The sequence below is a fragment of the Chitinophaga niabensis genome, assembly GCF_039545795.1.
GTDB classification, from domain to species: Bacteria; Bacteroidota; Bacteroidia; order Chitinophagales; family Chitinophagaceae; genus Chitinophaga; species Chitinophaga niabensis_B.
On record NZ_CP154260.1, the window covers coordinates 2,965,462 to 2,991,633 of the forward strand.

A 26,172-nucleotide genomic window follows, 5' to 3' on the forward strand; every position below is an offset into this window, starting at 1 on the left:
GTTATCCGCTGACATATATAGCTGCAGTTAAAGCTATTTGAACGGAACGCCGGTACTGTTACGGTAAATAAGTTCGTATTCTACCGCTTTGGTTCGAGGATTAAGGCCTGCATTGATGATGCCGCGCGCTCTGATACTGATAGTTCTACCTCCGTATTCAAATTCAATAAAGTCATCGCCCACTTTTAATTCAACAGTAGAAATAACCACTTTATCAGCAGTATTGGTAAGACGGATTATCGCAGTACTATCACTTTCGTTAAGATCTACGCAACCTACCCTTAGATCATTATAACGGCGGTAGTAACCTTTTTTGATCCAATTAATATCTGAAATTTCATTTTGCAGGCTTTTTTCACCAGGCACGACTGTGGATATAAACGATCGCACCTGCGCAAAGGTCGCGTTACGTGGTTGCATATATCCAATGTATGCTTCCTTCACCGCTTGCCGGAATACATCATATGAGATCCAAACGTAACCATCGTTCCCGTGTTCCGTTCCCCAGGAATTCATTACTTTGAATGCATTGATCTCATTGTTATACCCAACACAAAGCATGGCATGATAGCAGGACTCCAGCGGGCAATCAGGCGTGAACGTACTCCACACAATTGGCTGCGAAGGGTTGGAGCGGTCACCATATGTATTATGTAAAAAGCTGTTATCCAGGTGTACGCCTAAAACCACAACATTGCTGTCTGCAAGATGTTGCCTTATTACATCCGTGTTCACAATAGTGCCCGGCTCGCTGAATACATCAAATACACGGTTGTGCGCCATAGTACGGTAAGTTTTCGCAACTTGTTGCTGTAGTGGTGTGGGTTTGCGACTGCACCTGGTACCATCGTATGCAAATTGCGAAATCGGGATAGCGCCGTTTGTTTCAGCAAACGTCATGGCTTCAAATAAAAGCAGGCCGCTTCTGCAGGATGGGTCTGTATTCATTTGATTATACAAAAATGCAGGGCTAAGGATATTGTTTGTGTTTGCCGTGTTATCCGGCCTGTAAACACTCCATCCCATTTGCCGGGCTTTAAGGTAACTTGTCATACCATAGGCTACAGACCAACCTACGCAGGAACCTTGAATGGTACCCTGGTTTCCTGGTGGTGGCGTTAATGGCGCAAGGTCTATTTCCAGCGGCAGCGATTGGGGTGGTACACCAGCCCTGGGCCGCACCTTAGCGACCTTACCGGTTTGATCAGCAGTGGGAATGCGAAGGCCTGTAACCTGGGCTTCTGCCCCCTGGAGAATTAAAAGGGTAGTAATTATAAGTAATGCTCTCATGGAAATTAATTGAAGGTATAAGGGTTAATTTTTCTTAGTGAGGTTCAGACCGGCAATGGCAATAGTGAGAAAGAAAGTGGGCTTTTCTTTATACACAATCACTTTATCCAGGTTTTCAATTTTGGCAGGGAGTGGATTATCTACAGTGGCGCCATCTTTCAACCCATCAGCATATTGTGCAAAGCCAAAACCGGCACCAACGCGGATAATATTCTTGTAAGAGAAAAGCGTGGATAAGTAAAAGTTATTGAATGCATTGTTTGCACTTGTGAAGTTATATCCGGGGCCAAATCCCAGCGACATTTCCCTGGTTTCGCCAAACCGGAATGCATTCACATTTAGCACCACACCTGGCATGAAGCGTGTTTTTTTAACTTCACGGCTTCCTACAATATTGTTCTCTATGAAAAACTCTTTTTCCTGTCCGGCAAACAGGAAATTACCCACAGGTACTATTTCCAATACTGCACGTTCATAATAAGGGATTACGGTAGCCAGCTTTATTTGTTCGGTGCCTGAGTGAAAATCCCTTTTAACTGTGGCATTGGGATCAGCTTTGCTGATAACGAGGTAAATTTCACCCTTTTTCTCCGTCACATTAAAATCTGCCGTGATTACTGTTGCCACGGCCTGATCAGTAGCCGACTTTTTAATATTATTTACATTCTGAACAATACTGGTATTTAATAACAGCAACCCTTTTTTAATGTAGTCATCGATATTCACAATCTGGTTGCAAAGGGTATTCAGGTTGTCGAGTAACTTAGGGTCATTAAAGTGGTTAGCCGTTGCAGGTAATGCATCTATCTGATCTATTGCTTTGCGTAAACCACCTGTTCTTCTGAACTCCCTGGCTTCCTTAGGTAATTCAGGATTATCAGAGCCTGCGACATATTTTTTGGCAGTATTTATTTCGTCAAGCAATTTGTTCAATGCATCCTGATAAATTTTATAAGTGGGCTCAACACCTGGTGCAGCGCCAGCTACCGGAGGAGTAGTGCGTGCTACCAATGCAACGCTGATCTGCACCAGTAAATCGGTAATTTCTTTTGATTCAGCTTCAATTTCCGATTCCTGGTATTTAAGTTCATACTTGTAGAATATGGGATTCGGATTCAGAATGCGAATACTAACGGCATCTTTCTGTTTTTTATAAAGACGGTAATTGGTTACTGACTCACCTTTCGAATTGTACACGGTGGTCTCTTTTTTTCGCCCATGATAAACCTGAATGTCTTGTGCATAAATGGTCTGAGTAAGCATAATGATGCTTAATAGTAATACTGTTTTTCGCATGTGTGTAGTTTGGGAATGAATAGATACAGGAAAGGCATTTTAGTAAATTGGAATAAGTAATACACGATGGTTGTGTTCTTCCAATTAGGTATAAGGCTAAAATTATAAATGCTGAATAATACGCGGGGCTACACTAAAGTCTTAAGCATTAATTGATTATCTTAAGATAAAAATACATTAAATAATCTTACCCGCAAATCCAACATTCGTAGTATGGTTATTTAGAAGCCTTTTAAAATACTCACTACTTTGTCAAAAAAGGCCTTCATTCGTACCCTGGAGCCGTAAGGCCTCCTGCCAGTTAAAAAGGATATGGCAAAGTCTTTTCCTGTACAGGTTGGGTAACTTTATTCCCATTACTGGGTTGCCCGGTGTCTGATAAACTGGTAACAGTTGCACTGCGGTAAATGGAACGGAATTTGTACGCCATACAGGGATATTTTTTTTAAGTATCATAAACATCCTGGCTGTGATTAACGTTAGGTAAATTAACAGATGTAGCTGTTGCAGGTCTGCAGCAGCGTATTAAAAAGGCCTATATTAAAAGGCCCCTTATTGTTCACGCTTAATAAAATGTGCTGCATGTTAGAAATAGGAACCCAAGCTCCTGACTTTTCACTTCATTCCACCCCTGATCAAAAAGTATCTTTACAGGATTTTAAAGGGAAGAATGTAATACTGGCTTTTTACCCGGCAGACTGGAGCCCTGTTTGCGGCGACCAGATGGCTTTATACAATGAGATGTTATCTATCTTCAGAAAATACGATGCGCAGATCCTGGGCATTTCTGTGGACAGCGCATGGAGTCATACCGCCTATTCGCAGGACAGGAAATTGCATTTCCCCCTCCTCTCCGACTTTGAGCCCAAAGGAGCAGTAGCCAAGAAATATGATGTATACGATGCCAAAGAAGGCCAATGTGAAAGAGGTTTATATGTATTGGATGGAGAAGGGATCGTACGCTGGCATTATCTCTCCCCCATCGGCATCAATCCGGGTGCAGACGGGATCATTGAAGCGCTGGAGACCATCACCCAAAAATAACGATCATGGCTAAACTTACCCCGCCGGTTAATAAAGAAGATCATGCAGAAGGTGCTGCAGATGCACCTGTTACCCTTGTAGAATACGGTGATTTTCAATGCCCCCATTGTGGCGCAGCGCATCCTATTTTAAAGCAATTACAACAGATGCATGGCAAAGACCTGCGCCTCATCTTCCGTCATTTCCCTTTATCCAATTCACACCCCATGGCTATTCCTGCAGCAATAGCAGCAGAAGCCGCGGCAAGGCAGGATAAGTTCTGGGAAATGCATGATATGATCTTTGAACACCAGAATGAGTTAAGCCCTGAAGCATTTGTAAAGTTTGCCGGTAAGTTAAAGCTGAATATAAAAGCTTTTGAAGCAGACAGTGAAGATGAATCTTTGGCGGAAAAAGTGGATGCTTCTTTTGAAAGTGGTGTACGCAGTGGCGTGAATGGCACTCCTTCCTTCTTTATCAACGGCAGCAAATATAACGGTGGCTACGATGCCGCTTCCTTATCTGAAGCCATTACGGCTGCAGCACAATAGTACGGGAAAAGGTGAGGAATGTGAGCAGATGTAAGCCTATTTTCATCATAAAACATAATAGACTTGTTAAAGTACGGAAAATTTAAACCCGAGGCTGGTAATTGCCCGGACAGGTAGAATTGTCCGGGCCACTTTGCATTACCATTATTTCATGAGGCAGAGAAACTATAGGATTTCAAGTGTTGTTGTTGATTGAGTCACATAGATTTGGGATAACACAATATGTCGTTGTAAAGAAAGCTGATAAAAAGTTAACGGGGTATCCCTACTTTGGGGGAGAGCTTAGTATTTGCCCCTGATAATGGCATGGCGGCTGTTCACTTCCAGCTTCTGGTAGATGCTTTTGATGTGGGATTTAACCGTCTCAAGAGAAATGCCCAGGCGGATAGCTACTTCTTTATTGGTCAGTCCTTCTTCAATGGCCTGCACCACCTGAGCTTCCCGGGGAGTGATCTTTAAAGGGATGGTATCCGGGGTTTTAGGATTGAAATAAGCGACCACTTTACGTGCAATCCCCGGAGACATGGGCGCACCTCCTTCATTCAGGGAAAGCAGGCCTTCTTTTATCTTTAATAAAGGTGTTTGTTTCAGTAAATAACCGGTAGCACCGGCGCACAGGGCCTGAAAGATCCTGTCCGGATCATCATATACCGTGAGCATCACCACCTGGCATTGCGGGGAACGTTTCTTTATCTGGCTGATGCCGGCAATACCGGATTCACCGGGCAGGCCAATGTCTGAGAGTACAATATCCAGGCGTACATCATTTTCCCAGGTATGCATAAAGGCTTCTACCGTACCGGCGGTAACAACACAGGTAAAGCCGGGTTGATCATTAAAGAATTCAACCAGTGTATTTCTGATCTCCGCATCGTCTTCTATAATGCCTAAATGTACCATGAAACAAAGATGATAATATAAGTGAAACAGCGCCATCCCTACTTTGGGGGGCCTACCCCGGTACTGTCAAACAAAGCTCAAACACTTTCTCTTCTGCATGCACCTCCAGTGTTCCTTTCATTTTCGCGGCCCTTAACTGCATATGCTGCAAGCCCTGCCCTCCCTGGTAATGCTTCATCTTCATCCTGCTGCCATCATACACATTGCTCACCTGTAATACAATCTCCGGCCCGAATGTGAGCGTTATTTTCATATGCGGCTCGCTGGCATAACGTGCTGCATTGTTCACCGCTTCTTTAAAGATCAGGAAAAAGTTCTGCCGTACCATCTGGCTCAGTGAACGTGCCGCATAATCTCCTTTCAGTGTAAGTGAACAGGTGAGATCAAGGTCGTTCTGCAGGTTCATAAGATGGTCCTTTATCCGGGAAACAAGATCTGCCGCTGTATCAAACCTTGAGTCGATGGACCATACCATATCGCTCATGGTACTCAGTGCATCTTTGCTGGAAGCGGCTATCTTTTGCAAAGACGCTGCATCTCCGGGCTGCGTACTCAGCCTGTCTGCCTGAAAATAAATGCGGGTAAGGGAACTCCCCACCTCATCATGCAGGTCTCCGGCAATCTTTGTTCTCAGCTGCTGTTCCTTCAACAGCTCCCGCATGCGGTAGCGGAAGATCAGCCAACCTATACCTGTGAGTACCAGCAACACTAAGATCCTGAACCACCAGGTCTGATAATAAGCAGGGTTCACGATCAGCGGAATGGACATAATTGTTTTGTATACCTTCTCTCCCGGCAGCAGGGTCACCAGTTCCAGGTTATAATCTCCCGGGGCAAGACCCACAAAACTCATTTCGTGTTGCCGCCCTATCTCCTGCCATGCCGCTTTATCTGTTAAGCGGTAATAATAATGCAGCTGCTCTATGGCATTATCCACCCCTCCGAAACGCAGGGAGAAATATTGTACTTCAGGGTTCACCTCTATGGCCGTCAAAGGTTTGTAAGGCATGGTAAAATCATGCAGCAGCTTATTCCTGGTACCTGTTGTGAAGTCTGTAAAGCAAAGTGATACCAGTGTATCTGCAGGTTTATATGCTTTAAGGTCATTCACCGTAAATGCAGTGATACCGTTCAGTGTTCCAAGAAAAACCTGGTCATCATAGGTAAGGAAAGCCGAGTGATTGAATTCATTGGAAGGCAGGTGATCCAGCCGGGTATAATTGCGGATATGCTGATCATGTATATTGATCAGGCTCAGCCCCTGATCTGTTCCTACTATTACTTCTTCTCCCCGCCTGATCAACGTATATACCGCATTACCCGCGAGGCCGTCACTGACATTTATTTCCCGCAATACCTTTCCATCCTCATTAAACACCAGTATACCCCTTCCGTTTGTGCCTGCCCATAATTCCTTCTGTACAGGTTCTATACAATAATAATCCCCTCCTGCATGGGAAGCATCCCCGTCTTCGAAGAGCCTTATCAATTGGCCGCTTTGAGGTGTATAAGCAAAGATGCCTTCCAGTGTGGCGAAATATCTTTTACTACCATGAATAATGATATCGTATACTTTGGACTGACGGAGAATTTCTTCAGCAGCACCTTTGAATGCCGTCCGGGAAATGCCCGTATTCACATTTAACAGGTATACGCCGAAGTAAGTACCTACCCATACCATGGAATCATTCTCCCTGTTCAGGCTCAGCATATACCTGTTATGCGGCCGTTTATTAAAGGGCAGGTTAGTGGTATCCAGCAGCAGCGGCCGCATCGTTTGTGTTTTCAGATCAAACCACTGCAGGCCATCTCCTTCTGTGGCCAGGAGCAAACGGTCTTTTGACCATAGCAGTGAAGTATATACGATCTTTTTAGACAGTACCTCCCGTTCACCGGTGTTCATGTTCAAACGGGAAAAACCATCTTTATAAGATCCGATATAGAACATGCCATCAGCATGCCGGTAAATGCTGCGGATACTAAGCGGGGAAGTTTCTATGGAAGGTGTGCTGAGTGTATTCCTAAAAGGAGAATTCACCTGCTGCACTTCTGCAATTCCTTTATGAAAACCGAAATACAATTTCCGTTTATTCTCGCGGATATACCTTACCCTGATATTCCTGAAATAATCTGCCAGGCCCGGCGCATAAGCCTGTGCGGTTGCATCGTTCACATCATAAGAAAAAAAGCCGCGGTTGTTGAAAAAGATCCCCAGCCGGTTATGCGGTAATGGAAAAAGGTAAGCCCTGTCTTCCTTTGTAATACTGTCTTTGGCAGCATATGCCAAAGGTAAAACACTGCTTGTTTGCAGGTTCAATGTATATACGCCACGTGTTTCCACATAAAAGATCACTTTGCCGGAAGGGTGATAAAAGACCTCTTTACTGATATGCCCATCTATCTCCGGCATGGAATAATACCGGTTCACTGTATAATTTCCGTTCTGCTTTTTGAGGGTCACAAATTTTCCGTTGCAGGTAACCAGCAACTCCCCTCCTTCAATTTCACGGATCATATCAATAGACGATAAGCCGGAGGGATTAGGATTGATCTTTGTAAGGTCCGCTACCAGTTCCAGCTGGTCCTTCACAATGCGGTAGATCTTTGCATCACTGGAGCCAACATAGATAGTGCCGTCTTTTGCTTCATAAAATTCTTTTACGAACAGGCTCCTGGCAGGCCGCCCCGGCTGGCCCTTTTGATTAATAGCAGTAGTGGTCCAGTTCTTCAGATCAAATTTACTGATACCGCTTTGTGTGCCCACCCATAGGTTATCCGATCTATCCGCATACAATCTTGTGATGGCAATATTGATGATAGCGGGTTTACTGACCAGGTCGAAAGTGAGGAGGCGGTTGCCGTCGTACCGGTGGAGACCGCGACTGGTACTGATCCATAAAAGACCATGCCGGTCTATCTCCATATCTTTGATATTACCTTCCCGCAAAGTGTTAGGCAGGTCTATATAACGAAAACGAAAACCATTATTGGCGAATAAGGTTTCCGATAACATACATAGATAGAAGCATAACAGGAAGCGGGTCATTACTGCGGTATATTTTCACAAATAACTGATATTTTCTGTCAAATGTCAAGACGCGTATATAATTGATTGCTCATATTTTAGGCTTCAATTGTTAATGTAACGGTTGTTTAAGAATAAATCCCCTACATTTATCATCGTTAGCCGTCAAGCTCCCTATTTGCCGCCGATCCTAAGCATTTTATTCACATTTAACCCTTTAACCGGAGTATGAAACTAATTCATCCAGGCCGCCCCAAGGCATTGCTGTTCTATGTATCCATCTTATCGTCCTGCTTTGTTCAGGCTCAATCTCATCCGGACGCTATTTATCCCATACCTCCCAATCCTGCATATACCTTATTGCATAAGGACATCAACCTGTTCACCGGTGACGTCAACAATACGTTTGATCTGATAGGTATTACGGGCAATAACGTCAGCTTCAATCTTACGGCTTTGTATAACAGTCGATCTGCCGCTCTCAATAATGCTAACCCCAACGGATACCAGAACAATGCATTAGGAGGTAACGGCTGGAAACTGATGGACTATCCCAAAATAGCAAAGGATGCATCAGGGATCTACATGCTGGATGGTTATGCGGTTTACCCTTTAACCCAAACGGGTACTAATACCTACACACCAGGCGGCAAATATTATTTATGGCAGGTGAGCCTCATCAATAACAGCAGCTGGGATATAGCCACTGCAGAAGGTCTCCATTATCTTTTTAATACCAGGTCCGTACCATTGCCCAACGCGAATGTATGGAATATGACCACCATCAAAGATGCGGTATGGGGAGATTCCCTGCGTTTCAATTACTCCGGAACAGGCAACCTGACCAGCGTGAACAACACCTCCGGAGATACGCTGTTACTAAACTACAATGGCATACTGCAATCTGTTACACATCGTAAGAACGGGAACCTGATCGCCAATATAGGGCTTAGCTATCAGCAGGTGAACGGCCATCCTAATTTATCGGCCATCAAACATTATCACCAGGTTTATGGGCAGCATGCGGATCAGATGGCAGGCGGTTATAACTTCACTTACTGGCCAAACACAGGAAACAATTATGCTAATGCCATGGCCACCTTCACTGATCAGGCCGGTGCTGTTACCACCTACTCCTACATTCCCAATGCCGGTGGCAATAGTTACAGAACGGTACAACTGGCCGTGAATGACGGCTATAGTAATAACTCCGGTGATACTACTGATCTCAATACCTACACCGCCATTGTATATGATACAACGAATGTGATCACAGACCTTTCCGGCATTTACCATTATTACAATATCGTGAATACTTATCCGGGGATCCGTTATGGCATGCCATACAATTATGGCAGTATAACATATGGATTCTTAAATGGCCTCCCTGCTCAATCATTAAAGCAACTGCCGGGCGGATACAGTATCGGCAGTGTACACAGCCCTGCCCTGCAGGGATGCCAGTACCTGTACCTGGTGAACAGCGATACCAGCAATATCACCACCACACTTCATTACTGGAGTGGCAACACTTTTCCACAGCTGGATAAATTCTACAACCAGTTACATGGTGTGGGCAAGTGGGTATCTTATACTTATGGTACTCCTTACAATTTAATTGTGCAGGTGGCTACTTCCCGCAGAACGCCGGAACCACTAAGCCCTGCAGTGAATACGGACTCTGTTACTACCTCCATTCAATATGCCTTCCAGCAATATCCTGCGCTGGCAGCTCCCAATATCCACCTGATCAGTGCAACGGCAGGAGAAATTGAATCTGTGCAGGAAGACCTGCAGGGTGCATTTAAGATCACCGCCTGCAAATGTACACAGTGGACACAATGGAACCAGCAGGGCTTACCTGGCAGCAGCGGAAACTGGGGGCCATGGAAACGTGTAAGCATGCGGGATAGTCTTGCCACTGTAGAAGATTGCCCTACTATCACGGCATCTTCTTCGCAATGGATCGTGAACACAACTTATAACAGCCGGAACCAGGCAGGTTTTGCCACAGACAGCAGTGATGCAACAGGAGACCGTGATGCAGCCATTTATGCGGTATCTCCAAATGCAGGACGTTTGGTGGCACAATTCACAAATGCCAGTGTTACTAACCAGGAAGCCGCCTACACAGGGTTTGAATCTTATGAGAACTCCAGTGGATGGAATCCGGATCAGGGCACTGTTACAAATGCTTATTCACATACCGGCAGGTCATGTTACATGCCCGGAGCAGGAGGTTATCCTTTGAACAGATTCCGGCCTGTACGTCAGAACCAGGTTTACCGGTATGGTTTCTGGTATCGCATGGATACTTTATCTGCCTATATGCAGTACCAGTATTTTGACAGCCTGAACAACAGGTACGAAACCAAGGCATATCCCTTGCTGCCCACCAATGGAAAATGGACCTGGTTCTCCTGTGTAATGGATTTTCCTGCAGAACAAATATTACACCCCAATGTGATCTTCCAGGTAGATACTTACATTTATACGAATGACCCGCAGTCGAATCTTGCAGTGGATGATGTAAGCTTTATGCCGGTGAACAGCAGCTTCGATGCCAGCGTGTATGAAACGCATCGGGGATTTACAACTGCCAGCTTAGGCATGAACGGCCAGGCTACTTTCTATGTGCGGGACCGCTACAACAAAACTATAGCAGAAATAGGCCCCGGCAGCGGTGATCAGATAAGCCAGGTGACCATCCCCTACAATTCCAGGGAAGGCAGTTTGCATACTACCGGCAAAGATACTTTCGATCCCATCTACCCTAACATGTCACTGAACCTTAATGCACATAAAGGCGGTACCTGGGATCCCTTCGCTAATCCCAATTCAAAGGTCTTTCCGGCCAGCGGCATGGTGAATATGCAGATTATCAACAACTGGCTTACTACAACAGGCTCTCCCGCATCGGCCACCTTTGCGGGCAATATTAACCAGGAGAATATTGCGCTGTATACCGAGATCTTCCCTGACAGTCTGACCGCCAACAGCGAAACAGGTTTTGCCTTTCAGCTGGATAGCCTGGCGGCTGGTAAAGACAGCATCATATCTACCAGCACGCTGAAGTTTGTACTTACACAGGGGTTTGCCAAACTATATCATGGTAACATGATCTGTAAAACTCAGCCCCTGATGCATGTGCCACATTACAACACCATGATGGTCACCATCTCAAATGGTAACTTCCTGATCGCTTATCTCAATGGCCGGTATGTTTTTGAATATTACTTCCCGAACGGACGTATCAAAGCACCTGCGCAACTGATAGCCACCAATGTGCACGTGAACTTCGACAACTTTCTTTTCCTCAACGATGTACAGGCCACGCAGCAAACATTCGATGCCCTGATGCGGCCGAGGCAGCAACTGATCAGGCGCAGTGTAAATGAATTGCAGGTAAAAGAAATACTGTATGGCGGGCCGCTTAACTTACCTGTAGCAGAAACAAGAGCAGGGATCATTGGCGGCAGGAATGCAGACAGCCTGGGTCTTAGCTACAAACCCAACTTCGCCAGCGGCTTTAATTATGATTCCATGACGCTGAGTAAAACGAGTGTATTGGGTGCAGCAGCAGGATATGAAAATCCTTTCAGCTCATCTGTAGCTTATAGTAAAGATCCTTTGATGCAGATCACCGGCATTGGCAGTGGCGGCAATTTCACGGCAGGTAAAAAAGATGATCATTACCTGCAACTCACCTATGGTAATGCACAGGGAAACATCTTCAACTATACACCAAACGATCTGATCAGCATCACCCGTGTATCCAGTGACAGTACCACTACTATCACTTACCTGAATAAAGAAGAGGTGGCTTTTGCAGAAGCACGTATCAAAGGAAACGACACACTGAAAACACAATACGAATATGATCGCAACATGCGCCTGGTTGCTACTTATCAACCTAATTATTATAATTCCTCATTAGCCGGCAACAGTAATTTCATCCGCACACAGGACTATGATTATACCGGCAATAAGATCAGTGAAACATCTTCCGATGCCGGTACCAGCCAATACATTTATGATCTCTCAGGACGTTTGCGTTTCCGTATTGATGCTGCGGGTATGGCAGCCAACCCGGATACGATCATTTACATTAAATACGATCAGCAGAACAGGGTGATAGAAGAAGGTTTCCTGCAACAGAACTGGAACAGCACCACTTTACAGGATATCGCAGATACCAGCAACTCCTATCCTACCAGCGGAAATTATTTCTGGCGGAAGAGATATACCTATGACACTTATACCGGCGATAGCATCTACCAGGGAAAACTCACGGGTGTAGCCGTGAACTGGAATGCAGATGCCATCCCCGATATCTACGAAACATACTGGTACGACCGTTACGGACAGGTTACAGGTAAAGGATTAAAGGTACTGGACTTTGATACTACTACAAGGATTGTACAGTATACTTATGATCAGCAAGGCCGTACCACTGGTGTTCAATTCCCCGGCACAGGTTACCCCGGATTGGTTTACACCTATGATGGCACCAGCAACCTCACCTCCATAGGAATTCCGGGAGATACTTCTTACTACGCCACTTACGACTATGGCTATGCCACCACGGAACGGCTGAACAAGGGAACATTCATGCGTAGCTACAATTATACAGAGAACGGCTGGATCAATAGTATCAATGATCAGCTCTTCAACGAAAAAGTGACCTATGCTTATAAGAATACAAAAGACGGCCCGCAATATTACGATGGGAAGATCCAGGCGCTCAGTGATTATTATAAAAACACCAACCAGTCCATACAAGCCAGTTACAGCTACGATAATAATGGCAGGCTGGCAGTAGCCAACCTGGGTGCAAATAATCCCTGGAGTATGGGTATTAAAACACCACTCAGTTATGATAACAACGGCAACATCCTTTCGTTGCAGACGGGAACTACCAATGCTTTGCAATTCCAGTACCAGGCAGGCACCAATAAAGTAAATACGGTGCAGGGCTTCAACCAGAATTATACGTATAACGGGAACGGCAGTATCACAGCTGCGCCTTATGGTGTGAACAGCATTCAATACGATCCCCTATCCGGTCTTACACTTAGTATGAAGAACAGGTCCGGAAATACCTTATCTTTTGAATACGATGGTAAAGATCAGCGTGTATTAAAAACCGTGCAGTATGGTAACGACTCCACACAGCAACGTTTATATGTACACGGCTTAAATGATTATCCATTATATGAGGTCACCAAAACAACTACAACACCAGCGGTCAACACCTTTTACATTTATGGCCCCAAAGGCATGGTAGCCATGCAACAGGGTGCTAAACGGTATTTTGTAATACGGGATTATCTCAATTCTACGAGGCTGCTGATAGATACCAATAATGTTACAAAAGCCACATTCAATTATAATTCCTACGGTACCATTTCCTATTCTTCAGTAGATACGGCTCTCGTAAAAATGCCGGTAGATTACCTGTATACGGGGCAGGAATACGATGCAGAAAGCGGGTTATACAATTACCGGGCAAGGTTATATGATCCCGGGAGCGGGCGCTTCTATTCAACAGATCCGGCACAGCAGTACCCCAGCCCTTATGTGTACGCAGGAAATAACCCCATCTCCTATACAGACCCAACAGGTGCCTGGAGTTTTTGGGGTGTGGTAACCGCAGTGGCAGTGGCTGTAGTGGTAGTGGCAGTAGTTGCAATAATAGTAGTAGCTGCTCCTGTAGCGGCCGGTGCAGCAGCTTTAACAGCCACTTCAGCGGCTGTTCTCAAAGTCGCTGTGGTTGCAGGGCTTGCTGCGGGATCTGTTTTGTATGTGTCTAATGCAGCAAATCTACCCAGTAGCCCTGTAATATCAACAAGCAACAACACTAACTCCACAACTCCTGTAGCACCACCTCCTGTAGCCCCTCCGATAGATGCCACAGGAGATGGCATCACAGCCCCTGTAAATGTAACGCAGAAAGATTTTGGTGTTACCAGCAGACCTATTGCCGGCAGGTATTCCATCGTTAATCTTACAAAGGCTACTCCCTTTGTACCTGATAACTCATCTAACAGCACAGTTAACTGCCCAACAGGCGGCGCCCCTCCTTATGCTGTTTTCCCTTACAGGCCTATTATTGCAGCATCAGGGCAAACACCTATTAACGCTCCATGGACAGATCTCTATGATCAAACTTTATATATCAATTCCAATTTCTTTGATATCAGCGATGGGCTGAATCCTTACATAGCATCCTGCACAAATATCCTCGGTCTCAGCGTCAGCAATAATAACGCTATATCCAACTGGCAGACTTACCCGGCATGGTCATCCGGTGGACTGAGCTATTACCTGGATGCAATGGTGATCTACAAAGATGGCGCACCGGCAGCTAACGGAAAAAAAGCAGAGATGGTCCGTTACAAAGACCTTACACCTGATTTCATTACGCAAAACGTGGCTTATGCAGTAGGCGGCATGTACTACATCCGCAACGGGGAAGATACCAGCAAGGTATTTGGAGATATTGTGAGCAGAACTTCTCCCAAAGGACGTACTGCAGTAGGCATAGATGATTCGGGTACACATCTCCTGGTGCTTGAAGTAGATAGCAAACTCCAGGGGACAAGTGAGGGCGTTACGTTTGCTGACATGGTAAAATTTTTCACCAGCCGCGGATACAATAATGTAATGAACCTGGATGGCGATGGGTCCAGCGCATTTTATTATAAGAAAAACGCTACCACCATTTCCAGTCTGCCCATGGATACATACAATGGTAATCTGCGCCTGCATCGTCCTATTCCTAATTTCCTTGGCTTCAAATAAACAAACTACCTCATGCAACAAACAGCTAATTCCTTCACTATAGAAGTGAAGTTCTACAACAGCCCCAATATTATCACTTACAACATTCCATGGTCTCCCGGCCTTTATATCCAGAGCGCCATGGAAGCCTGTTACAATACTACTCCGGGGCCCGGCACACCGCCTTTCACCTTTCAGATCCAATACTACGGCACTTACGATAAAAAATTCATTGGTTACATGGTGGTAGCTGTTAACGGTACTTTCAGGGCAGCGGGGTATATATGGTATGTATACCTGAACAATGTAAAAACCAATAACAGCCTGAACGCAATACCCTTGAATCCGGGAGACGTGATTGAATTCAAATTTGAAACATATGCAGAAGCAGCAGCTTCGCCTCCCGGTTCATTCTATCACACTTTCCTCCTGGCAGAAAAAGCGCTTCTTTCACTCTAAACAACAACACATGGCCAAACCTACCAATGTTTTCGTTCGCGATTACCTTACAGACAACGGAGATGTACCTAATTACGGCGGGCTGAACCTCAGTCCGGATATTGTTCCCCAATTGTCTCCTGCCGATCCTTCAAAAGTGCAGCAATTATATGGCTTACCTACCTATGGCCAGGATATTGCCACGCAGGAAAAGATCAATATTGAAGCAGGCCAGAGTAATTACATTTACATGCGGGCCAAAAATCCCACTACCGCCTCTTTAACCGTTCAATTATCCTTATATTGGTCTTCAGGCGGTACTTTGCAGATACCTTCCCAGTGGATCAATCAGCAGATAGGCCAAAGCCAGCAGATCACCATACCCGCCAGCACTGTGAGGGCTGCACCCGAACCTTTTATCTGGACGCCTTTGCAATTACCGGACCTGGGTCACTACTGCCTCATTGCACAGGTCACCTGGAATGGATTCAATGGCATTACCAAAGCCACTACCTTTCCCAATCTCGCAGCCTGGTGGACCTACTGCAGGAATAACAATACCATTGCACAACGGAATATGGAGATGGTGAATGTAAAACCGAACAATCGTGTGGAATGGAACCTGGACCTCCTGAATCCTGATCCGAACCCACTGCTGCATACTGTTGTGGCCGTGTGTAATGTTCCGGAAGGATCTACTGTAGCTTTGTATTGCAGCGCACCACAATTAAATCCACCCATCAGTACAGGGCCAGTAACCATCCTCGGTACTGATAACAATCAGAATGTGATTGCTTCCACCATGTTCCCTGCTAATTTCCAGGGTACGCTGCAGCTCATCTTTCAGCCACCCGGTAATGCACAACCAGGGCTGTACAGTATTGTAGCACAACAATACGCAGCCAGTAGCAGCGGCAAATATGATTTCCTGGGCTCTTACACTTTTGAGATCACTATCAGCCTGGGCGATGACGAACGCAAAACACTGATCGTAGCACATCAACATCAACTCCTGAAGAAATTATTATCCTGATGCCGAACACAATAAGCCTGGCCGTACAGGGAGGGGCCACCATCAATAATATTCCCTGGACAAGCGGCATGAATGCACAGCAGGTGATGGAAGCCGCTTACAACACGTTCGTGAATCCGCCTATGCTACCCAGGCTCTCTTATTGGGTGGAATACTTCGGCGCTTCACTGGGATACTTTGTTAGCATGCTGGACGGCACTACCCAGATGGGCAACAAGTACTGGATGCTGTATGTAAATGATGTACTGGCAACCGAAGGAATAGATACCACTATTGTAAACGATGGGGATGCCGTATCTTTTAAATACCAGGCATATTCCCCGGGGCTGCATGGCCATACACTCATGGCACAGGTACATGCGCTGAAAACGAAATAAACCAGGGAGAACAGGCTGCCATCCGGTACATCAAACAGAAGTAGATTTCCTTTTCATCAGCAGGGATTTCAAAATAACATGTTTTTCTTTTGGAGCAGACATGCTTTTCTTATTGATGATATGCAGTAATTCTTTCGCTGCTGCTTCCCCCATATCAAAGGCCGGCTGTGTAATGGTGGTTAAAGAGGGGTTCAGCAGAGAAGCCGTCTGCAGGTTGGAGAAACTGATGATCTTTATATCACGCGGGATCCGCAGGTTGATCTTCTCACATACCCTGTAACAGATAACGGCCAGCTTTTCCACAGAGGCAAAGATGCCGTCAGGTTTTTCCTCCAGCAGCATTTTTTCGATGGTCTCAAAGGTTTCATCATTTTCATTGCTGCATTCAACGATCAGCGGCTGCTGGCGGGTGGAACCCTGCAGTGCATCCAGGTAACCATTCATCCTGATCTTTCCGATGGAGATATTTTTATGCACCTGCAGATAAGCGATCTTTTTACAACCTGCATCTATCAGGTGGCGGGTAGCCGTTACCGCGCTTTCATAATTATCAGAAGTAACTTTCACACTGTCCAGGTTATCGCTCACCCGGTCAAACAGCACCAGCGGGATGCCATTTTTATTCAATTCCAGTAAATGACTGTTATCATTGTTTTCTCTGGACATGGATAATAATACCCCGTCCACTCTCCCATTTGCCAGTGTATTGATAAAGGATACTTCCAGTTCATAATCACCGTGCGTAAAATAAAAGAGTAAGTAATAACCCTGTTCCTGGGTTACTTTTTCTATGCCGCCAATTACAAGAGAAAAAAAATCATTCACCATTTCAGGGATAACAACAGCAATAGTTTTTGTCTTTTGCCCCCTCAGGCCACTTGCATTGGGATTAGGTTGGTAATTTAATTGTTTCGCTAAGGCAAATACCTTCTTTTTGGTGTCAGCACTAATCTCATAACTGTCCCTCAATGCACGTGATACTGTAGAAATGGATAAATTTAACTCCTTGGCCAGTTGTTTGATATTAACTTTACTCATGATTTGAATCCACCTATTAATATAAAACTATTAGTTGGAACTACCAATTACCATTCCCTCTTTTCACGGAAACGTTTCCGTAAATAAATCCGCGAATTTACAAAAAGCCTGATTCTTTTTTATAACATTACACCTGCGCGTTAATGTTGTCCACGTTACAAGCAAACCAAAATACAAAGAACAAATGCCTGCAGTAAGCTGACCATGCCTGTTTAACATACAGTAAAATCACATACCCACTATCCTTTTCCGGCCGGAGAGGATGGTTCTTCGTGTGTTCTGATCTATACGAGCTATGTGCAATCTGCACAGAGATGGAAATTCCTGTGCCTGCTCATCCCTGATTTTTAATTATGAATTATTACGTTATGGAAAATTTAAGAAAGCGGAAAAGAGCCCTCTTCAGCCTGCGGCGCCTCTTTGGGGTTATTTTCTGTCTGTTGTACCTACCCGTCCTGGGCACTCCGGTCAACAACAATGAGATCATTACCATTACAGGAACTGTTACTGCATCTGATGGCACTGCCCTTCCCGGCGTGGTGGTACAGCTGAAAGGCAGCGGCACCAATGCCATTACCGGCAAGAATGGTCATTTCTCCATTAAGGCTGATAAGGATGCCATACTGATCTTTACACATCCTGAATATGCCAGGCGGGAAGAATCGCTCACAGGCCGCACTAAATTATACGTGGTGTTGAACAGCGGCACGGACAAAAACAAAGACAGTGTGTATATCAATACTGTCTATAATGGCCGCCAGCTGAAGCACAACGTAACAGGTGCCTATTCACAGATCTATGGGCAACCCATAGAAAACAACCCGGTGATCAATAACGACAACAGGATGCAAGGCCTGCTGCCGGGTCTTTTTGTGATGCAGAATAATGGAGAGCCGGGAGATGAAGGCGCCTCCCTGCTGGTTCGCGGCAAACGCACTTTCAGGAGTAATTCCCCGATTGTTCTGGTAGATGGATATGAAAGAGGCATGGACTTCCTGGACCCGAATGAAATAGCCACCATCACTGTGTTGAAAGATGCTGCGGCTACGGCACAGTATGGCTTACGCGGTGGCAATGGCATTATCCTCGTTACCACTAAACGCGGGGAAGAGGGTAAGATCAGAGTGTCCCTCAATGCCAGGGCCGGTATCAAAGCCCCTACCACCGAACCGAAATTCCTCAACTCCTTCCAGTACGCAACACTTTATAATGAAGCGCTGACCAATGATGGGGCTGTACCAAAATACAATGCGGCAGACCTTGCCAAATATGAGAAAGCCTCCCAGGGGATTTATGAAAATGAACTGGACCGCTATCTCTACCCTGATATCAACTGGTACGATCAATACATGAATCCATCCACTGTACAGCAACGCTACAGTTTAAATATTGAAGGTGGTTCCAAAGTGGCGAAATACTTTATCTCCGCCGGATATACAGATAACTCCGGTTCCTATAAAGTGGATAAAAACGCCAACACGTATAACACCAATGCAGATTTCAATATGATCACGCTGCGCTCCAATGTGGACATTACCGTGAACAAACGGTTCTCCCTCTCACTGGACATCGCCGGCAGGCAGGAACAACGTACCTATCCCGGCTCAAGAACAGATGCAGCCCTCCGCGTATTCCGCGCCTTATACAAAACACCCCCCAATGCTTTCCCCGTATTTACACCCGGTGGCCAGTTGGGAGGCACCAAAGACTATAAAGACAATCCATACGGTTTACTCAACAAACAGGGATATTCCCTTTATTATGTGCGCAGCATGTTTGCCACTTTAAGGGCAAAACATGATCTTGATTTTATCACACCCGGCCTCTCCCTGAGGGCCAATGTGGCTTTTGACAGCTGGTACGATCAGAACACCAACCGCAGCAAAAGCTTCAAAGTATATGATCTGCGCCAGCCTAACGGCACTGTGGAGTATCTGCCTAATGGTAATATCAAATATGTTGAAACCGGATCCGATTCACAAATGTCGTCCGGCATAGATTATCCCGGCACCCAGCGTGTCTTTAATACAGATGCCTCTTTGAACTATGACAAGGAGTTCGGACGCCATGCCGTTTCTGCTTATGTAGCCGTTGCACAGCGGATTATGTCAGATGAGAACGATGGGAACGTTCCCAGGGCATATCTTGGCTCAAACGGAAAAGTTTCCTACAGTTATAATAAACGTTACCTGGCGGAATTCAATTTCGGTTACCAGGGTTCTGAGCAGTTCCTGGCTACTCATAAATTCGGCTTCTTCCCCGCTGCTTCATTGGGCTGGGTATTGTCCGAAGAGAATTTCCTGAAGGATAATAAGTGGGTGAATTTCCTGAAACTCAGGGGTTCCTACGGTATCACCGGTAATGATGATGTAGGCGGATATTTCCTCTGGTATCAGAAATATGCATCTTCCGGCGGCGTGAACTTTGGTTATACTTCTATCTCCTACCCCGGTTGGAACGAAAATGCATTTGCGCTGAATAATGTTACCTGGGAGAGAGTGAAGAAAACAAACATAGGAATAGACGCTGTGCTGGTAAAGAACAAAGTGAACCTCACATTCGATTATTTCCATGAGCGCAACCAGGATATCATGATCCAGCCCGCGCTGCCCAATATCATGGGTATCCGCTTCCCGGACTTCCCCATCGGTATCATAGAGAACAAAGGTTTTGATGCCTCCCTGGGATATACTGACAGGATAGGCGACCTGGAATTCTCTATCAATGGTATGATCTCCAAAGCAAATAACAAAGTAATAGACAGAGGAGAAGAAACACAACGTTTCGCTTACCAGGCCCGCACCGGCAGGCCGCTGGATGCCATCTTCGGATTACAGGCCCTGGGTCTTTTCCGTGATCAGACAGAGATCGATGCAAGCCCAACACAAACATTCGGCGTAGTAAAACCCGGAGACATCAAATATAAAGACCAGAATGGCGATAACCAGATAGATGCTTATGATGAAGTATACCTTGGGCAGAGCAATATGCCTGATCTGCAATATGGCGCCGGCCTGGGATTGAAATACAAAGGCTTTGACATGAATGTACTGTTCACCGGGCAACGGGGCACACAGCAAAACCTGACAGGAGAAGCCATCTGGGAATTCCACGACAATGGTACCGTACGTGAGCATCACCTGGGGAGATTTAATCCCAATGATCCTGCCAGCTGGGAGAATGCCAGCTATCCGCGTTTATCACTTTCCAATAAGGCCAATAACCAGCGCACTTCCACTTACTGGTTAATCAATGGCGCAATGGTAAGACTGAAGTCCATGGAACTCGGTTATACCCTGCCGGTAAGTCTTACCTCCAGGATGAGGATCGAAAAGATCCGCTTCTATGTGAACGGTTATAATCTGCTCACCTGGTCGTCCACAGATCTGATGGACACAGAAGCGCGTTCAAGCCATTATGTGATATACCCGATCCAGCGCATTATTAATGGCGGCTTAAACGTAACATTCTAAACTCATTATCATGAAGAAGTCCACTTTAATATTTTCAATAGCTGCCTTGTCAGCCGGGGTAATATTCAGTTGCAAACGCCCTTTGTATGTGGTGCCTGTAGAGTTTAAATCGGCAGAAGATGTATTCTCCGATTCCGCACGCGCTGAATACTTTATCAACAACGCTTATACAGACATGCCGGCGGAAGTATCCGCCAGTTACAACTGGCTGGATGGTAATGCCATGCTGGCATCTGCTTCAGATGAAGCGATGCATATCTCTACTAATAAAACCACACCCTCTGCCGCGCAACGGATGAGTGCCGGTAACTGGAACCCTTCCAATATGCGGTATTACCGCGCCAGTGATGGAGCCGGAGAAATAGGCTCCTGGCTGAAATGGGGAGGTTATCATGGCAACCGTAAAGCCAATACTGCTTTGAAAAATGCACACCTGCTTCCCAGTACTACAAGTGAAAGGTTCAGGAACAGGTTCAAAGGGGAAGCACTGATGATCAGGGCATTTCAACATTGGTTCATGTTTCAGAAATGGGGTGGCATTCCTATTGTAGATAAATCTTTTGAAGCATCTGATGATGTACTGGTGCCTAGGAGTTCCGTAAAGTCTGTGATAGACTTCATCGTCAATTCCTGTGATGAAGCCAGTGCTCTCTTTCCTAATGACCCATATACAGAACCCAATGAAGTAGGCCGTATAGACCGCGGTACCTGCATGGCGCTGAAAGCAAAAGCATTACTGTATGCCGCCAGCCCATTGTATAACCGGGCAGGTAACGACAGCCTCACTTCTTATGGAAATGTTGATATCACCCGCTGGGAGCTTGCTGCCAAAGCAGCGCAGGATGTGGTTGATCTCAACTGGTACCAGTTGTACAAACCTACTGCAAACGGCCAGCAGAACTACCAGACGTTGTTTACTGCATGGGGTGCAGGCACAGGTAACAAAGAACTTATTTTTGCCCGTTTAAGAACGCCTAACAGGGATACGGAAAACGATAACTTCCCTGCAGGTTTCACCAATGCAAAAGGCGGCACCTGTCCTTCACAGGACCTGGTGGATGCCTATGAAATGGATAACGGTACTGTTTTCAGCTGGGCAAATGCCGCACAGGCAAAAGACCCTTATCTGAAAAGAGACCCCCGTTTCTATGCCAGCATTATCTACAACGGCGCTAAATATGCCAAGTTCGCCAACAAAACCAATTACACCTTCTCCACTTATGACGGTGGCGAAAATGCAACAGGACTGGCAAAAAGTGAAACTTCCTATTACCTGAATAAGTTCATGGACTATGCCAACGTAAACCCGGCAGGGGCTACAGGTTCTGCTTACCATAACTGGATGTACCTCCGTTATGCGGAAGTATTGCTGAACCTTGCCGAAGCAGGCAATGAAGCTGGCGGGCCAGGTTATTCAGCACCCGGAGCTACCAATCCGCTAACACCCGTGGCAGCATTAGACCTTATCAGAGCACGTGCAGGCATGCCCACTGTACAAGCTTCCTTTACCAACAGGGGCCTGCCTTTAAACCAAGAAAACCTGCGCGAATTTATCCGCAATGAAAGACGTATAGAACTGGCCTTTGAAGATCACCGGTATTATGATGTGCGCAGATGGATGATCATTGAGCAATTACCAAAATTCATCAAAGGCTGCCAGATCATCAGGGCTGCTAATGGCACGTTCACTTACAAGCCGGATATAGTAGTGGAAAACAAAGTGTTTGAAATCAAACATTACTTCTTCCCTATCCCGCAAACAGAAGTGAACCGGAACCCTAACATGAAACAAAATCCGGGCTGGTAAGCATACAGTTCTTACAATTAAAATTCAGAAGGATGAAAAAAATATTATTGATCGCCTTACTTCTTTTCATATCCCTGCCGCAGTTATGGGCACAGGGAAAAGTGATCACCGGCAAGGTGATAGATAGTGATGGCGAAATACTGATAGGTGCCAACGTGATGGAAAAAGGCACCACTAACCGGGCCATCACAGATCCCAAAGGAGAATTTAAACTGACGCTTACCAGTGCCAGTCCTGTGCTGCAGATCTCCTATGTAGGATATGTAACGCAGGAACTGCCTATCAAAGGTCAGGCAATCGTTCACATCACTTTAAACGCAGACGCTACCAAACTGGGAGAGGCTGTAGTAGTTGGTTACGGCACACAGAAGAAAGCCAGCGTGGTAGGAGCTATTTCACAGGTGAAAGCGGAAGAGCTGCAACAATCTTCCACACCTAACCTTTCCAATGCCATCGCCGGCCGTGTGTCTGGTGTGGTGACTATTATGGGGAACGGTAAACCCGGCAGTGATAATGCAGAGATCTTTATCCGCGGTATGGCTACCACCAATACCACTGCACCGCTTGTACTGGTAGATGGCCTGGAGCGGGAATGGCGCCAGATAGATCCGATAGACATTGAAACATTCTCTGTGCTGAAAGATGCATCTGCCACCGCAGTATATGGTGTAAGGGGTGCAAACGGCGTTATCCTCATTACCACTAAACGCGGTACAAAAGGAAGACCGGTGTTGAGCATCTCTACACAGGCTGCTGCGCAACAGTCCATCCGCACGCCCAAATACCTGGACTCTTACAACTTTGCCTTACTGACCAATGAAGCATTGACCAATGAAGGCAAACCGGCAGAATATTCTGCCAGCGACCTGGAACATTACCGGCTGAACAATTCACCCTACACACATCCGAACAATGATTATTATAACGACTTTGTAAGGGATGCTTCCTGGCAGCAAATGACGAATGTGAATGTAAGAGGAGGAAATGAAGTACTGGCTTATTTTATATCTGCCAACCACCTGCACCAGGAAGGGATCTATAAACAATTCCCCAATACACAATATAACACCAACACCAATTATGAGCGTTTCAGTTTCCGCTCCAACCTGGACTTTACAGTAAACCCCACCCTGAAGATCGGTGTGGACCTTACCGGCAGGTTTGAAGTAAGAAAACGGCCCAACTTTGGAGATGATAACGGAGAGGACCTGTTTGATAAACTCCGCAGGCTGCCGCCCAACTGGGCGCCATACCTCAATCCGGATGGTTCTTTAGGAGGCCGTTCTGATGAATCGCGTCTCTCTCCTTTCGCCCTGCTTTCTCAGTACGGGAACCGTGAAAGGAATACCAATGTACTGGAAGGTGCATTCACCATCAAACAGGACCTGGGCAAGATCCTGAAAGGATTGTCATTCCGCTCGCTCATTGGTTTTAACAGCAGCTACCAAAGCCGCCGTGATATTGTAGAGAAAGCTGCATTGTGGGAATACAACCGCTTTGGCAGTTACATTCCCAACAGAGCTGCTACTGAAATCTCTATATCAACCGGCAAAGGTCCCGGCAGGAGAAGAGAATCTTTTGAAGGCGCCCTGAACTACAACCGCACTTTTGGTGACCATGCCGTTACCGCTATGGTACTCTATCAGCAGAGTCAATATTTTGATGAAGCCAAAGTACCAACCGGGTATTTAGGCTGGGTAGGCCGTGCTACGTATGCATACAAGAACAAGTATTTATTTGAAGTGAATGCCGGGTACAATGGTTCCAAACAATTTGATCCCAGCAGGCGTTATGGATTTTTCCCCGCTGTATCAGCAGGTTGGGTACCATCAGAAGAACGCTTCTGGAAGGACAATATCCACTTCATGAATTACCTGAAAATAAGAGGTTCTTATGGAGAGATCGGGAACGACCAGATCGGGAACTTCAACTATCTGTATGAGCAGCGTTATCTCTACGTACCGGATTCAGATGGCTGGAAATATGTATGGGGTGAAAATGCTTTCGGTGAACGCGGTATTGTTGAAGGGCAACCAGGCAACGCCAATGTAACCTGGGAAAGAGCCAAGAAATCAAATATTGGTTTCGATGCAAAAATGCTGGACAGCAAAATATCTGTTACGGTAGACCTGTTCCACGAAAACCGCAGAGATATCCTGGCAATCCCCTATTCTGTTCCCCTCTTATTTGGCATGAACAATCCCCAGGGAACTGTCAGAACAGACGGGCAGGGCCTTCCTCCTGAAAACATCGGCAGGGTTACCAATAAAGGGATAGATATGGAACTGGGCTATAGTGATAAGATCGGCACCTTCGGTTATTTCATCAAAGGTAATTTCACTTACTCCCGCAACGTAATTGACAGGATAGATGAAGAAGGTAAAAAATACGACTGGCAAAAAATAGAAGGAAAACAGATCGGTCAGCACTTTGGCCTTACAGATATGGGCCTGTATTCCAGGAACGATTTTCAACTCGATGGAAATGGTGAACTGTTACTGGAAGGCGGATTCCCTGTGTTGAAAAAAGACATAGCTCTTCCCTCCTATGGTGTGGTATATCCCGGAGATATCCGGTATAAAGACCTCAATGGTGATGGCATCATAGACAGTTATGATGTAGGCGCTATCGGTAAAGGCAGAGTACCCCAATACATCTATGGTATCTCCTTCGGCGCTAACTACGCCAACTTTGATATCAGTGTATTGTTCCAGGGCGCAGGCGGAGCAGATATGTATTTTAAAGAAGATGCAGTATGGGAATTCTTTGCACTGGGTAAAGTAATGGAGCATCACCTGGGCAGGTATAATCCCAACGATCCTTCTTCATGGGATAAAGCAACTTACCCAAGGCTGCACCCCAGCGAGAATACCAATAATCACCAGAAATCTACTTATTGGTTATACTCCCGCAACTACATCCGTTTAAAGAATGTGGAAATAGGATACAACCTGCCCAAATCATTGCTCTCCAGGGCGAGGTTTTCCAGCGCACGGTTATTCGTCAATGGCACCAACCTCATCTCATGGGACAAGATGATGAACTGGGATCCTGAATCCGGTAGTGAAACAGGTAATTCCTATCCGCAATTCAGAACATGGAACCTGGGTGCAAGAATTTCCCTGTAATGCTTTATTA

Annotated in this window: 15 protein-coding genes; 9 read left to right on the plus strand and 6 right to left on the minus strand. The window is 45.7% G+C overall.

Going from position 1 to position 26,172, the window contains the following annotated elements; all coding sequences use genetic code 11:
• Window positions 1–33: 33 nt before the first annotated feature.
• The 3 genes from AAHN97_RS11660 to AAHN97_RS11670 form a co-directional block, all read right to left on the minus strand.
• Window positions 34–1,290, minus strand: a complete 1,257-nt coding sequence (locus tag AAHN97_RS11660) for a C1 family peptidase (RefSeq protein ID WP_343307788.1) — start codon at window positions 1,288–1,290, stop codon at window positions 34–36.
• A gap of 24 nt (window positions 1,291–1,314) precedes the next feature.
• Window positions 1,315–2,586, minus strand: coding sequence for a hypothetical protein (locus AAHN97_RS11665; RefSeq protein ID WP_343307790.1), 1,272 nt, complete (start codon window positions 2,584–2,586; stop codon window positions 1,315–1,317).
• A 301-nt stretch (window positions 2,587–2,887) separates the two neighbouring features.
• Entirely contained in the window at window positions 2,888–3,016 is a 129-nt protein-coding gene (locus AAHN97_RS11670) for a hypothetical protein (protein ID WP_343307791.1), read from the minus strand.
• A 152-nt stretch (window positions 3,017–3,168) separates the two neighbouring features.
• Between AAHN97_RS11670 and AAHN97_RS11675 the strand changes: the two genes are divergently transcribed.
• Window positions 3,169–3,630: a redoxin domain-containing protein gene (locus AAHN97_RS11675; RefSeq protein WP_343307792.1), complete on the plus strand. Its 462-nt coding sequence runs from the start codon at window positions 3,169–3,171 to the stop codon at window positions 3,628–3,630.
• A 5-nt stretch (window positions 3,631–3,635) separates the two neighbouring features.
• Entirely contained in the window at window positions 3,636–4,160 is a 525-nt protein-coding gene (locus AAHN97_RS11680) for a DsbA family protein (RefSeq protein ID WP_343307793.1), read from the plus strand.
• Window positions 4,161–4,442: 282 nt separating this feature from the next.
• On the opposite strand, the gene AAHN97_RS11685 is transcribed toward AAHN97_RS11680, so the two are convergent.
• Window positions 4,443–5,060, minus strand: coding sequence for a response regulator transcription factor (locus AAHN97_RS11685; protein ID WP_343307794.1), 618 nt, complete (start codon window positions 5,058–5,060; stop codon window positions 4,443–4,445).
• Window positions 5,061–5,112: 52 nt separating this feature from the next.
• Window positions 5,113–8,073, minus strand: a complete 2,961-nt coding sequence (locus AAHN97_RS11690; RefSeq protein ID WP_343307795.1) for a ligand-binding sensor domain-containing protein — start codon at window positions 8,071–8,073, stop codon at window positions 5,113–5,115.
• A gap of 240 nt (window positions 8,074–8,313) precedes the next feature.
• Here AAHN97_RS11690 and AAHN97_RS11695 point away from each other — a divergent pair, with 240 nt between their 5' ends.
• From AAHN97_RS11695 to AAHN97_RS11710, 4 genes are read left to right on the plus strand one after another with little or no spacing between them, the layout of a single operon-like run.
• Window positions 8,314–14,889, plus strand: coding sequence for an RHS repeat-associated core domain-containing protein (locus AAHN97_RS11695; RefSeq protein ID WP_343307797.1), 6,576 nt, complete (start codon window positions 8,314–8,316; stop codon window positions 14,887–14,889).
• A 12-nt stretch (window positions 14,890–14,901) separates the two neighbouring features.
• Window positions 14,902–15,327: a hypothetical protein gene (locus AAHN97_RS11700; RefSeq protein ID WP_343307798.1), complete on the plus strand. Its 426-nt coding sequence runs from the start codon at window positions 14,902–14,904 to the stop codon at window positions 15,325–15,327.
• On the plus strand, window positions 15,248–16,339 hold the full coding sequence (locus tag AAHN97_RS11705) for a hypothetical protein (RefSeq protein WP_343307799.1): 1,092 nt from the start codon (window positions 15,248–15,250) through the stop codon (window positions 16,337–16,339). The genes AAHN97_RS11700 and AAHN97_RS11705 overlap by 80 nt, the downstream gene beginning before the upstream one ends.
• A complete protein-coding gene (locus AAHN97_RS11710; RefSeq protein ID WP_343307800.1) occupies window positions 16,339–16,716 on the plus strand; it encodes a DUF4430 domain-containing protein in 378 nt (125 codons plus the stop codon). The genes AAHN97_RS11705 and AAHN97_RS11710 overlap by 1 nt, the downstream gene beginning before the upstream one ends.
• A gap of 30 nt (window positions 16,717–16,746) precedes the next feature.
• On the opposite strand, the gene AAHN97_RS11715 is transcribed toward AAHN97_RS11710, so the two are convergent.
• Entirely contained in the window at window positions 16,747–17,754 is a 1,008-nt protein-coding gene (locus AAHN97_RS11715; protein WP_343307801.1) for a LacI family DNA-binding transcriptional regulator, read from the minus strand.
• Between the two features lie 368 nt (window positions 17,755–18,122).
• Here AAHN97_RS11715 and AAHN97_RS11720 point away from each other — a divergent pair, with 368 nt between their 5' ends.
• From AAHN97_RS11720 to AAHN97_RS11730, 3 genes are read left to right on the plus strand one after another with little or no spacing between them, the layout of a single operon-like run.
• Window positions 18,123–21,227, plus strand: a complete 3,105-nt coding sequence (locus tag AAHN97_RS11720; RefSeq protein ID WP_343307802.1) for a SusC/RagA family TonB-linked outer membrane protein — start codon at window positions 18,123–18,125, stop codon at window positions 21,225–21,227.
• Window positions 21,228–21,237: 10 nt separating this feature from the next.
• A complete protein-coding gene (locus AAHN97_RS11725) occupies window positions 21,238–23,034 on the plus strand; it encodes a RagB/SusD family nutrient uptake outer membrane protein (RefSeq protein WP_343307803.1) in 1,797 nt (598 codons plus the stop codon).
• Between the two features lie 32 nt (window positions 23,035–23,066).
• Complete coding sequence (locus AAHN97_RS11730) at window positions 23,067–26,162, plus strand: SusC/RagA family TonB-linked outer membrane protein (RefSeq protein ID WP_343307804.1); 3,096 nt, start codon at window positions 23,067–23,069, stop codon at window positions 26,160–26,162.
• Window positions 26,163–26,172 lie beyond the last annotated feature (10 nt).

Coding starts and splice junctions, on each gene's coding strand:
- AAHN97_RS11690 (WP_343307795.1), bottom strand. CDS start 8,073: ATGTTATCGGAAACCTTATTCGCCAATAATGGTTTTCGTTTTCGTTAT.
- AAHN97_RS11700 (WP_343307798.1), top strand. CDS start 14,902: ATGCAACAAACAGCTAATTCCTTCACTATAGAAGTGAAGTTCTACAAC.
- AAHN97_RS11675 (WP_343307792.1), top strand. CDS start 3,169: ATGTTAGAAATAGGAACCCAAGCTCCTGACTTTTCACTTCATTCCACC.
- AAHN97_RS11710 (WP_343307800.1), top strand. CDS start 16,339: ATGCCGAACACAATAAGCCTGGCCGTACAGGGAGGGGCCACCATCAAT.
- AAHN97_RS11725 (WP_343307803.1), top strand. CDS start 21,238: ATGAAGAAGTCCACTTTAATATTTTCAATAGCTGCCTTGTCAGCCGGG.
- AAHN97_RS11685 (WP_343307794.1), bottom strand. CDS start 5,060: ATGGTACATTTAGGCATTATAGAAGACGATGCGGAGATCAGAAATACA.
- AAHN97_RS11720 (WP_343307802.1), top strand. CDS start 18,123: ATGGAAAATTTAAGAAAGCGGAAAAGAGCCCTCTTCAGCCTGCGGCGC.
- AAHN97_RS11670 (WP_343307791.1), bottom strand. CDS start 3,016: ATGGCGTACAAATTCCGTTCCATTTACCGCAGTGCAACTGTTACCAGT.
- AAHN97_RS11660 (WP_343307788.1), bottom strand. CDS start 1,290: ATGAGAGCATTACTTATAATTACTACCCTTTTAATTCTCCAGGGGGCA.
- AAHN97_RS11730 (WP_343307804.1), top strand. CDS start 23,067: ATGAAAAAAATATTATTGATCGCCTTACTTCTTTTCATATCCCTGCCG.
- AAHN97_RS11665 (WP_343307790.1), bottom strand. CDS start 2,586: ATGCGAAAAACAGTATTACTATTAAGCATCATTATGCTTACTCAGACC.
- AAHN97_RS11695 (WP_343307797.1), top strand. CDS start 8,314: ATGAAACTAATTCATCCAGGCCGCCCCAAGGCATTGCTGTTCTATGTA.
- AAHN97_RS11680 (WP_343307793.1), top strand. CDS start 3,636: ATGGCTAAACTTACCCCGCCGGTTAATAAAGAAGATCATGCAGAAGGT.
- AAHN97_RS11715 (WP_343307801.1), bottom strand. CDS start 17,754: ATGAGTAAAGTTAATATCAAACAACTGGCCAAGGAGTTAAATTTATCC.
- AAHN97_RS11705 (WP_343307799.1), top strand. CDS start 15,248: ATGCAGAAGCAGCAGCTTCGCCTCCCGGTTCATTCTATCACACTTTCC.